Annotated in this window: 6 protein-coding genes; 3 read left to right on the forward strand and 3 right to left on the reverse strand. The window is 63.2% G+C overall.

Features of this window, described 5'->3' with window-relative positions:
- Window positions 1-166: 166 nt before the first annotated feature.
- Window positions 167-1,361, reverse strand: a protein-coding gene (locus tag IC757_RS04705; RefSeq protein WP_190976220.1) for an IS3 family transposase whose coding sequence is annotated in 2 segments (ribosomal slippage) — window positions 167-1,103 and window positions 1,102-1,361 — 1,197 coding nt in all. Because the reading frame shifts where the segments join, the coding sequence is not laid out codon by codon here.
- Between the two features lie 268 nt (window positions 1,362-1,629).
- Here IC757_RS04705 and IC757_RS04710 point away from each other — a divergent pair.
- Window positions 1,630-4,635 (forward strand): fused MFS/spermidine synthase, encoded by a 3,006-nt coding sequence (locus tag IC757_RS04710; RefSeq protein ID WP_190976221.1) that lies wholly within the window; start codon window positions 1,630-1,632, stop codon window positions 4,633-4,635.
- A 49-nt stretch (window positions 4,636-4,684) separates the two neighbouring features.
- Here IC757_RS04710 and IC757_RS04715 read toward each other — a convergent pair whose 3' ends face one another.
- Window positions 4,685-5,458, reverse strand: coding sequence for a hypothetical protein (locus IC757_RS04715; protein WP_190976222.1), 774 nt, complete (start codon window positions 5,456-5,458; stop codon window positions 4,685-4,687).
- 116 nt (window positions 5,459-5,574) lie between these two features.
- Window positions 5,575-6,357: a hypothetical protein gene (locus IC757_RS04720; RefSeq protein ID WP_190976223.1), complete on the reverse strand. Its 783-nt coding sequence runs from the start codon at window positions 6,355-6,357 to the stop codon at window positions 5,575-5,577.
- Between the two features lie 231 nt (window positions 6,358-6,588).
- Between IC757_RS04720 and IC757_RS04725 the strand changes: the two genes are divergently transcribed.
- Both IC757_RS04725 and IC757_RS04730 read left to right on the forward strand, forming a co-directional pair.
- Window positions 6,589-8,670 carry a putative bifunctional diguanylate cyclase/phosphodiesterase gene (locus IC757_RS04725; protein ID WP_190976224.1) on the forward strand — a complete coding sequence of 694 codons (2,082 nt, stop codon included), beginning with the start codon at window positions 6,589-6,591 and terminating at the stop codon, window positions 8,668-8,670.
- Window positions 8,671-8,834: 164 nt separating this feature from the next.
- Window positions 8,835-11,855 carry a ligand-binding sensor domain-containing diguanylate cyclase gene (locus IC757_RS04730; RefSeq protein ID WP_190976225.1) on the forward strand — a complete coding sequence of 1,007 codons (3,021 nt, stop codon included), beginning with the start codon at window positions 8,835-8,837 and terminating at the stop codon, window positions 11,853-11,855.
- Window positions 11,856-11,905 lie beyond the last annotated feature (50 nt).

An 11,905-nucleotide genomic window follows, 5' to 3' on the forward strand; every position in this document is an offset into this window, starting at 1 on the left:
CGTTTGCCAGTTTGCGGTCCCGTGGACCACACAGGGAGCGGTCGTATTTGCTCCTCGGGGTTAATACATGCATGTAGTGTGCCAGTGTGTAAAGAGTGTGCTTGGCGTGGTTCATCCAGGATTCAGTCTGTTGGCGGGGTGACAAAATTTGTCATTGGGAGTGGTCTTACCCCGCTTCAGTGGACAGTTCAGGTTTTGGGGTTGAAGTGAATTGAGCATAGCGCTTCTCGAACTCCATCGGTGCGACTTGACCGAGACTCTGATGTCGACGCCTAGGGTTGTACCAGCCTTCGATGAACTCGAACACAGCCCGGCGGGCCTGCGCATGGTTCCGGAACCGGCTGCCCTGAAGCAGTTCGCACTCGAGCGTGGCAAAGAAGCTCTCGGCCATGGCGTTATCGTAGCAGTCTCCAACGCTGCCCATCGAAGGCACTATCCCGGCCTTGCGGCATTGCTCGCCGAATTCCAGCGAGGTGTACTGGCAGCCTTGGTCGGAGTGGTGGATCACCCGACTCGGCTGCCGGCGCCGGATGGCCATCTCCAGGGCATCGAGCACCAGCTCGGCCCGCAGATGACCGGCCATCGACCAGCCGACAATCCGGCGACTGAACACGTCCAGCACCACCGCCAGATACAGAAAACCCGACCAGGTCGGAATGTAGGTGATATCGGCGACCCAGAGCTGATCCGGACGCTCGGCCGTAAAGTCTCGCTCAACGCGATCCGGGGCGGCACGGTCAGTCCGGCCGCGTCGGGTGGTCACTACCCAGCGACGCCGGGTCACGCCCACCAGGCCGTCTTCGCGCATCAGGCGCGCGACCCGCTTGCGACCAACTTGCCAGCCTTCTTCGACCAGGTCGGCGTGGATCTTTGGCGCACCGTAGCGGCCCTTCGAGGCCGCATGATGGGCGCGAATGCGCGCCAACAGACGCGCGTCCTCGCGCTTGCGGCGGCAGATATCGCGTCGGCGCCACGCGTAGTACCCACTGGTGGAGAGACCCAGCACCCGGCACATCGTGGCAACCGGAAATTCGGCCCGGTGAGCGCTCACGAACCGGAACCCTTCTTCGGGGACGACTCGCTCTCCCTGGCGAACCAGGCCGCGGCTTTTTTAAGATCTCGCGTTCCTGGCGCAGCCGCCGGTTCTCACCGCGCAATTTCGTCAGTTCAGCGCGCTCGGCCGAGGTCAGACCGTCGCCGCGCCGGCCCTCATCGCGGTCGGCCTGGACGACCCAGTTGCGGATCGACTGCGCGGTTGGTTCGAACTCCTTGGCCAGTGACTCGGGCGTGCGGCCTGAACGGACCAGATCGACCATCTGTTTGCGGAACTCCTCCGGATACGGGGAATGGGATCTTGGCATTTGGAACACCTCCTATTCTCAAAGGATCAGGTGTCCACGAAAGCGGGTCAAGACCAGAGCGTCGGGGTTGCCCCTTAGTATGTGACAAAAGTCGTCAAAACGTGACGTCAGACGTCACATTCTGGGCCGTTTTGGCGGTCTTGGGTTCCTTTTCGACGGGCCGCCGAGGCGACAGGACTGATTCTTCCGACCATTCCTGATTTGCCGATTTCCGGTCACCGGTATAAGCTCTGCCTTGACTTCTTGCCCCATAAATCCGAGGGAATCGATGGAATCCTCCCTGCTGCGACGCCGCTTCGGCCTGCTGCTGATCATCTTCGTACTGTCCGGCTTTGCCGGACTGATCTACCAGTCGATCTGGTCCCACTACCTGGGATTGTTTCTGGGACACGCGGCCTATGCCCAGGCGCTGGTCCTGGCTTTGTTCATGGGCGGCATGGCCATTGGTGCGGCGCTGGTGGCGCAGTTCGGCACGCGCTGGCGCAACCTGGTGCGGGGCTATGCCGTCGTCGAGCTGATCATCGGTCTGTTCGGGCTGGTGTTCCACTGGGTGTTCGTGGGCATGCTGGGTTTGAGTTACGATGCCGTCATGCCGGCGCTGGGCGCACCCTGGCTGGTCAACACATGGAAGTGGCTGCTGGCCGGTGCGCTGATCCTGCCGCAGACCATCCTGCTGGGGATGACGTTTCCGTTGATGAGTGGCGGGCTGATACGGCGCTACCCCAACCAGGACGGCAATGCGCTCGGTGGGCTGTATTTCACCAACAGTATCGGTGCCGCGGTGGGCGTGCTGGTGGCCGCGTTTGTCCTGATGCCGGCCTTCGGCCTGCCCGGTGCCATGATCACCGCCGGAATCATCAATATTGTGGTTGCCGGCCTGGCCTGGTGGCTGGGCAGTGGTGGCGAAACGCCGCGCCCGGCTACCGTCACAGGGGATGCCAAGCGCAGTCGAGGCAGCCGACGGTTGCTTTACCTGGTGCTGGGCGCGACTTTCCTTTCCAGCGCGGCTTCGTTTGCCTACGAGATCATCTTCGTTCGCATGCTCAGCCTGGCGGTGGGCAGTACGTTGCATGCCTTCGAGCTGATGCTGGGTTCGTTCATCGCCGGGATCGCGCTGGGGGCGCTGTGGATTCGCAAGCGGGCCGATCGTAGCGAGATGCCGCTGAAACTGGTCGGCGTGTTGCAGATCCTGATGGGACTGACCGCGCTGCTGGCCCTGGCGCTGTATGCCAACGCCTTTACCTGGGTGGGCTTCATGATGGACTCGCTCTCGCGCACCGACGGCGGCTACAGCCTGTTCAACCTGGGTACGGCGGCCATTGCCATTCTGATCATGATGCCGACGGCCTTTTTCGCCGGCACCACGCTGCCGCTGTTTACGGTCGCGCTACTGCGCGACGGGCAGGGCGAGCCCTCGATCGGCCGGGTTTATGCATTCAATACCATTGGCGCCATCGTTGGCGTGTTTGCGGCGATTCACTTCCTCATTCCGGTTTTCGGGATCAAGCTGGCGATGATAGTTGCCGCCATTGTCGATATGGCGATTGGTGTTTTCCTGTTGCGGCGCGTGGTGGCTCGACGGCGCGATTTTGTCAACGTCGGGGCGGGTGTGGCCGTGATGATGGCGGGCACCTGGTTGGTGGTCAACCTGGTGCCTTTCGATTCGTTGCGACTGAGCTCCGGCGTGTACCGCACCGGCCAGGTGCAGCTGGATGAACAGACCGATATGCTGTTCTACCGTGACGGCAAGACGGCCAGTATCTCGGTGGTCTATCTTCCGAATGGCACCATCGTCATTGCCACCAATGGCAAGCCGGACGCTTCATTGCAGAACATCCCCAGCCAGCCGCCGACCAGCGATGAACCGACCATGATCATTGCCGGCGCTCTGCCACTGGCCTATCTGTCCGAGGCGCGCACCGCGGCGGTCATTGGCTTCGGTTCCGGCATGACCACTCACACGCTGCTGGCTGAACCCGGTCTGGAGCGGGTCGATACCATCGAGATCGAGCGCGAGATGGTGGAAGGGGCCGAGTGGTTTGGCGAGCGCGTGGCGCGCGCCTACGAGGATGAGCGCTCGCAGATCATCATCGACGATGCAAAGAGCTATTTCGCCGGGCAGCAGCACCGCTACGATGTCATCGTTTCCGAACCATCGAATCCATGGATCAGCGGCGTGGGTGCACTGTTTTCCAAGGAGTTCTACCGCTTCGTGCCCAACTTTCTAGCTGACGATGGGGTGTTCGTGCAATGGCTGCAGCTCTACGAGATTGACGAGCGGCTGGTCGGCTCGGTCTTGAATGCCATGCTGCCGGCTTTTGCCGATGTCCATGGTTACCTGTCGAACTCCGGTGATCTGCTGCTGGTGGCCAGCCAGGAGCCGCTTGAACAGCGGGTAGATTATGAACGCCTTTTTGAAGGGGCCATGGCCGATGAGCTGGCACATGTGGGAATCTCGGAGCCGGATCAACTGGGCTTTCGCCGTGTGGCCGACCGTGAATTGCTGTGGGCTCTTGCAAGTCTATACCGGTCCCCGGCCAACAGCGACTATTTCCCGATCCTTAGCCTGGAGGCGCCGCGAACTCGCTTTCGCGGGATGACGCCATCTCAGCTTCGGAGTCTGCCTTATCTTGATTTGCCATTGATTGAATGGATGATGGATCGAGCAGTCCCCGACAGTTCACTGCCGCTGCCGCAATATGGCCATTATCCTGCAGACGATCTGGCCAACGACGCGCGTACGATCAGGCGCGTTCTGGTCGATGCCGACCGCGATGCGATTGATGAACTGGGTAGCCAGTCGCGCCAGTGGGTACTTGAACTTAGTGCAGCCGGACACATTTGCGCGATGGATGGTGGCGACCATTTGGCCGGCCAGTGGCTCACGGTTCGACTCCTTCAGTTGGCGGAACTCACGCTACCGTACCTGGACGCCGAAGCGTTGCGAGGGGTTCTGATCGACCCGTTATGGCTGAACTGCGAAACTTTGCCAGATGGTGTTGAGCGCGTTCTGGATATTCTGTCGGCTAATGCCCGGCGTGATGCTGTCGCAATGGAGCGCCTGGGGCGCGGTTGGCTGGAAGATCGGGAAAACTTGCCGCCTTCGGTACGAGAGTTCGATGCGTACGCGTTTGCCAGCTTGCAACTGGGGCTGATTGGCCAGGGGCGGAAGGAGGAGGCTGGCGCGGTGGAAAGCGAGTACGGCTCGCTGGTGCGTGCCAGGGGTGACTATGGCTTTGCCCGTTCGGTGATCAGGGCCTGGCTTGAGCGATAGGGAAAGTGACGTTGTGGGGTGTCGGCAACGCCGGGCAGCCTCGTAAGCGCTAGGGTCCGTGAAACCAACCAATTTCTCGAGCCGTGCGCTGGCCTATGGTCACTTCTTCGAAACTGCGGGCTTCCCGCTCGGAGTAGGGCGATAGGGGAATCCGGGGCGCCATCAGTTCTGCCTGTGTCTGGGGATAGCGCGGTTTGCGGCCGGGCTCGGCGTAGCCTTCCGGATGGCGCGGGATCAAGGTGTGAGGGTCGTGCAAGTCGGTGGCGCCGACGGTGTGGAGGATTTCGTGGGCGATGACGACCAGGCCGCCCTGGCAGTCGGTGTTGCCGGTGACCATGTTGGCGATCACCAGCCGGTATTCGTCCACGGCCACGGGGCAGGGCATGGACGGATGGTTGTCGGGGTCGTAGTGGTGGGCGATGACGACGATGTCGGGGTTGTTATCGCGGTCGCGGAAGCTGAGTTTCCACCAGTGGATCGATATCCCCCAGCGCAGGCGCTCGAGTAAGGTGCCGGGCCACGGCGGCGAGACGGGAGCCGATTTCAGGGGTGAACCCATGGCCAGCTCGAAGGGGCGGGCGATGGGGAGGTCGTAGCGGGCCGCCTGCTCGGAAAAGAACTCGACGATGGGCTGGAAGTCTTCTGCGGTTTGTTCGGCGATATGGCGCTCGGCGCTGTCGCTGTCGTCGGCGTTGTGGGGGTAGATGACGATCTTTAGCGGTTGGTTCCAGTCCGGTGGCGGCGGCGAACGGTCGATGACGGCCAGCCAGATGACGGCGGCGAGAATGCACAGCAGGGTGGCTATTCGGATTTTTCGAGGCATGCGGCGAGGATAGGTGTGGGGTGTGATTTTGGTGTGGAGTTATGGGGGTGGGTTGCAGTGAAATAGCGGACGTTGGGAGGGGATTATGTGTCGTCCGTCGGGGCTGTTACCCCGACCTACTCGGGTGGGTTGGTTGGCCAGTTGATTTCGCGGGCGGTGGCCGGGCCGATGAGGGTTTCGTGCAGGCTGATGGCTTCGCGGCTGCGAAACGGGGTGAGGGGGATGCGGCCGGCCATGATTTCGGCCTGGTGCTGGGGATGCAAGGGGGTTCGGTTCGGGTCGGCGTAGCCTTCGGGGTAGAGTGGCAGGCCGGTGGCCGGGTCGTAGAGATCCCCGGCGCCGACGGTGTGCAGGATTTCGTGGGCGAGGACCACATGATTGTTGGCGTTGTGCAGGTCATCGGCGACCAGCTTGGCCACGGCCAGGCGCTGGGCGGCGATGGCGATGGAATGCATGGTGCGGGGCAGTTCGTTGGGATTGTGGTAGCGGGCGACAACGATGATGTCGGGTTTGTTGACCTGGTCGCGGAAGCGGAAGTGCCACCAGCGTACTGATAGCCCCCAGCGGGCGCGGGTGAGCAGGTTGCGCGAGCGCGGTGGTGCGGTGGGTGCGACTTCGATTTCTGCACCCAGGGCGAGTTCGAAGGGGCGTTCCAGTCCCAGCCCGTAACGGGCAGCCTGTTCGGCGAAGAAATCCTCGACGGGGAGAAAGTCTGCCAGGCGCCGGTCGGCGATGTGGTCGGCGACCGCCTGGCTGCCGTCGGCGTTGTAGGGGTAGATGACCACGCGCAATGGTTCGTCCCAGTCCGGTGGCGGTGGAACGCGGGTGTCGAGCAGGATGGTGACGGTCAGCGCCAGGACGGCAAGCAGCAAGGCGACGCGCAAACTCTTTCGCGGCATGGCGGGGATTATACTCGCGATGGCAACATTGTTCCGGCATCCAGTTACCGGGGTGTGTTGACGCTTGGTAATTGCCGCAAGTGTCTGCACACATCGGCCATGAGCGGGGGCGCCGCGGCGCTGGCATTTTGCCGCGATTGATCTCGTTTACACTGAAACGGGGTGGCGATTGCGTGATCGTTCCGGTGACTGCAAGGCCGGAGCGATTGTAAAGAGGGAGGTTCGAACGGCATGGTGCAACAACGGTCTCTCGAAGGCCCCAGGCTGGATCTGGTCGGTGACATTTCACTGGAAGATCTGACCGCGCTGTTGCTCGACGTTTCGCCGGGCATTTTCTTCCTGCTCGATCGGGCCGGGCGGCTGCGCCTGTGGAATCGGCGGCTGGAGAAGCTGGTGGGGATCGACGGCGAGCAGATCGCCGGGCGGTCGGCGCTGGATTTTTTCGGCCCGGCCGAGGCCGGCCGAGTTGAACGGGCGATCGAGCGAGGGTTCGATGCCGGCAGCGTTTCGCTAGAGGCGGCGATCAAGACCGCTTCGGGTGAACAGGTGCCTTACCATTTCCAGGCCCGCCGCGCACAGCTAGGCCGGCGCACTTGCCTGGCCGGGGCCGGGCTGGATATTTCCCGGGTGATGGAGGTGGAGGAAGAGCACGAGGTACAGCGCGCGCACCTCAAGCGGCTGGCCCGGCACGTGCCGGGCATGATCTTCCAGTTGCAGCGGGATGGCGACGGCGGGCATTTCAGCATGCCGTTTGCCAGCGCCAAGATCCGCGAGGTGTTCGGCGTGAGCCATGGCGAGGTGGCCGATGATGCCTCAGCGTTGTTCGATCGCATCCACCCTGACGATATCGAGCGGGTGATGCGCGCGGTCGAAGTCAGCGCCAGCGGGCTTTCCCCGTTCTACCAGCAGTTCAGGATGTGTCCGCCCAGCGGGCCGTGCAACGACGAAACCGTGGAGTGGGTGGAGGTCAACTCGGGGCCGGAACGCCGCATGGACGGTTCGATCATCTGGCACGGCTTTGCCCGCCTGGTCACCCGGCGCAAGCGTCTCGAGCAGCGATTGACCCGGCTGGCCTACACCGACGATCTGACCGGTCTGCCCAACCGTGCGCATCTCTATGCCATGCTCGAGGATGAACTGGCCCTGGCTGCGGCCCGTCGCGAGGGGCTGGCCCTGTTGTATCTTGACCTCGACAGTTTCAATGACATCAACGATGCCTGGGGCCATACCGCCGGCGATCGCCTGCTGCGCCGGGTCGCCACCCGCCTGGGGGAGACCATGGACGAGCATTGCACGCTTGGTCGGCTGGGCGGTGACGAGTTCCTGGTCATACTGCGCACGGTCGCCGCGGATCGACGGGCCGAAGCGCTGGCCGCGGCCGTGGCCGAGGCGATGAAGGCGCCCATGCGCCTGGAAAGTCGCCAGGTGCGCATGACCGTCTCCTGCGGGATCAGCCTGTTTCCCGAGGATGCCGACAATGCCGAGGACCTGGTGCGGCATGCCGATGCCGCCCTGTTCAAGGCCAAGGCCGGCGGTCCGGGGCACTGGGCGCGGTATTCGCCGGAGCTGACCGAGGCGGCGCGGGCAAGGCGTTACCTGGAAACCGAGCTGCGCACCGCCATTGAGCGGCGCGAGATTCAGGTGGCGCTGCAGCCCATCGTGTCGCTGAAAACCGGTCGGCCAGTGGCCGTCGAGGCCCTGGCGCGCTGGCACCACAGTGACGACGGCTGGATTTCGCCGGACCGGTTTATCGCCATGGCCGAGAACCGCGGCATGATTGCCCAGCTTGGCGAGCAGGTGTATCGACGCGCGATGAGCGCTGTTGCCAACATGGATACGGGCTTGCGTCTGGCCATCAATATTGCCCCTTCACAGTTGCTCGACGAGACCTTTTGCGATCAATTGGTGGCGCTGGCCGAAGAGGTGGGCCTGGATCCGGGGCGGCTGGAGGTGGAGCTGACCGAGCGGGTCTTCATGGAAGATGCACTTGAACCCATCGACCAGATCCGGCGCCTGCGCGAGGCCGGAATCAGTGTGGCCATCGATGACTTTGGAACCGGGTTCTCTTCGCTCGATTACACCCGCCGCCTGCCGGTGCAGCGGCTGAAGATCGATCAGCGCTTTGTCCGGCATATCGAGGACGACGCCACCAGCGGTGCCATCGTGCGTGCGGTCAGCTCGCTGGCGCGCGACCTGGGCATGCGGGTGACTGCCGAGGGCGTGGAAACCGAGGCCGAAGCCGGGTTCGTACGCGAGGTCGGCTGCGATTGCGCCCAGGGCTGGTACTTCGGGCGGCCGGAACTGGTGCGATGAGGGTGCTGCCAGTCAGACCGTTGCAGTCTTTGATTTGTTTGCAGTAATGTGAACCGGCACACGGTATTGTTTGCCGGTGCGCCGACAGCCAATCAATTTCCAAGGGAGGGATCGCAATCATCAAGCTGGCCCGTAGCGGTGCCTTTATCCTGTTAGTGCTGCACATGCTTGTGCTGGCAGGTCTGGCGGGTGATGGCTGGGCACTGGCCCCGGATCGGGCCTTTCACCACTACGTCAAGGATAGCTGGAGCATCGAGGAAGGCCTGCCCCAGATCACCGTCAATGCGGTGGTGCAGGGCCCGGATGGCTATATCTGGGCGGCTACCCAGGCCGGGCTATCGCGGTTTGATGGCGTGCGCTTTGCCAATTTCAGCCCCGAGGACACTCCCCAACTGCAGGGCATGTTTCTGCGTGCGTTGTTCGTCGACAGCCGGGATCGTCTTTGGATTGGCAGTTACCGGGGTGCCGCGGTGTACTCGCAGGGCGCATTCCGTGCCGTGGATGACGGGTTCGGGCGCGAGTACGACGTGTTCGGCTTTGCCGAAACCGATGCCGGCGAACTGCTGGCGGCCACCACCAGCGGGTTGCTGCGCTTGTTCGATGACGTGCTGCTCAAGCCGCAGGATTTTCCCGACGAACCGCTGTGGTCGGTTTTTCACCACGATGGCCTGAGCGTGGCCGGGGGGCGCGGCGTCGTATTTCATAACGAGAACGGCGAGTGGCGGCGCAAAGTCTTGCCAGCGACCATGGGTGCAGCACAGGTCAATGCATTTGCCCGCCATGATGGCCGGCTATGGGCCGGCAGCACACGCGGACTGCTGGTGCTCGACGACAATGAGTGGCAGCAGGTCAGACTGCCCGACCTGCCACCCGATCTGGTTGTTGAAATGCTGTTCGAGGATCGTGACGAGAACCTCTGGATCGGTGCGGCAGGACGCCTGCTTCGTCTCAGGAACGGTGAACTGCTGGAAGTGATCGACGATCATGCCCCCTACGCTCTGCCCAGCGTGCGCGCCGCGGCCGAGGACCACGAGGGCAACTTGTGGCTGGGCAGTCAGTGGAGCGGCCTGTCGCGGCTGTGGAACGGCTGGATGCTCAACTACGATCGCCCCGAGGGACTGCACAACAGCCTGGTCTGGTCGGTGGCCCGGGATGCCGAGGGTCAGGTCTGGACCGGCACCCTGGATGGCCTGGCCGTGTTTCGGGACGGTCGATTCCGGCAATTGACCACCGGCAATGAACAACCGCACCCGCATGCCTACACACTGCTGCCGGAGGCCGAGCAGGTTTGGGTGGGCACCCGGGCCGGCCTGTTCGTCTGGAACCGGCTTGAAGAGCGCATCGACCAGCCATCGGGCTTTGCCCCGCTCAACGGCACCCAGGTCAATGGCATCGTGCGATGGCACCAAGACTACTGGCTGGCCACCAACGACGGCATCTGGCGCTGGGATGGCGAACGCATGGAGCGAATGGCCGACGCCGATGAGCCGGGCGGGCGGGACGTGCGCGTGCTGTTCGTGGGCGACGGAGACAAGCTACTGGCCGGCGAGCGAAATGGCCTGCTGCGCTGGACCGGCGAACGCTTTCTGCCGGTCGCCGGGGCTGCCGAGGGGCAGGATGTTTCGTCCATTGCGCAGTCCGATGCGGGCCTGATTGTCGGCACCATGGATGGAAGGCTCTGGTTTGAGCGCAATGGTCAATGGCACGGATTTGATGGCGATGATGGCCTGCCCGACAACAGTGCCTTTTTCCTGGGGCTGCAGGACAACACGCTGTGGGTGGCGGGCTTGCGTGGCATTTATGAATTGCCGATGGCCGCGGTGGATCAGTACCTGGCCGGCGAGATTCCCGTATTGCCCGGGCGCATGGTGGTCAACGAACGCGGTGATGTGCCGGGGGCACAGAAGGGGCTTTGCTGCAACGGGGCTGGCAATGCCCGGGGCTTCATGTCCGAGGGCGCTTTCTGGCTTCCGACGCGCGGCGGCGTGGCGCGCTTCGAGCCCGAGCAGATCGTGCGCAATCCCGAACCCCCGGCAGTGCATCTGGACCGCATGCGAACGCATGGACACTGGCAGGATCTGGCCGGCGTGGAACGGCTGGAGCTGGAAGCGGGCCAGCGTGACCTGAACATCGGCATCGCCGTACTCAGCTATCAACACCCCGACAGTGTGCAGATCGAGTATCGCCTGGAGGGCTACCAGCCGCGCTGGCTGGCACTCGACGACCCGGGCCAGCGGCAATTGTTCTACACCAACCTGCCCACCGGGGAGCTTGCGCTGGAGGTGCGGGCCACGAACAACGCCGGTGTCTGGTCGACCGAACCGGCCCGACTGAAGCTGAGCGTGCCGCCGCGCCTTTGGGAAACTCATGTCTTCAGGGCATTGCTGCTGTTTGCCAGCGTGCTGATTATCTGGCTGATTTTCAACCTGCGCCTGCGCAAGTTGCAGAACCAGCATGCCGCGCTGGAGAGCAAGGCGGCCGAGCGCACCGAGGCGCTGCGTGAAGCCAACGAACGCCTGCAGGAATACAGCAGCCGGATGGAAACGGTGAGCATGTCCGACCCTCTGACCGGATCCTGGAATCGCCGCTACCTGGTCAACCAGTTGCCCGCTGACCTGGCGCATTTTCATCGCGAGATCGCGCGCGATGGCGATGCCGGCCGGGCCATGCTTTTTGCGCTGCTCGATCTGGACCGTTTCCGCGACATCAACGAGCAACATGGACATGGCGGCGGCGACCGGATACTGCGCGACCTGGCCGATGCCCTGCGCGAGTTCGTCCGTCGTGGCGACTACGTGGTGCGTTGGGGTGGTGAACAGTTTCTGGTGGTCTTCCGGCCCATGCCCAATGACGAAATCCCGGGGGTGGCCGAGCGCATGGCCGGTATGGTGCGGCAGCGTACGTTCAGTGTTGATGACGGGCAGGCCGTGAAGCTGACCGCATCCCTGGGCATGGCGGCCTATCCGCCCTATCCCGAGAAACCCGGTGCGCTGACCTGGGAAGACACGGTCACACTGGCCGAGAAGGCGCTGAACCGGGTCAAGCAGACCGGGCGCAATGGCTGGTGCCAGGTCGCACCCACCCCATGGGCCGAGCCGGCAACGCTGCTGCGCCGACTCGACCAGCGTATCGAGCAGCTTTTGGACGATCGTCTGCTTGCCGTCGTGGCCGAATCGGATCGATGACGGTAGCATCGGGCCGTCGGCGCGTCCTGCGCCGTTGCAATTGCAAGGAG

This window comes from Wenzhouxiangella sp. AB-CW3, assembly GCF_014725735.1.
Lineage (GTDB): Bacteria > Pseudomonadota > Gammaproteobacteria > Xanthomonadales > Wenzhouxiangellaceae > Wenzhouxiangella.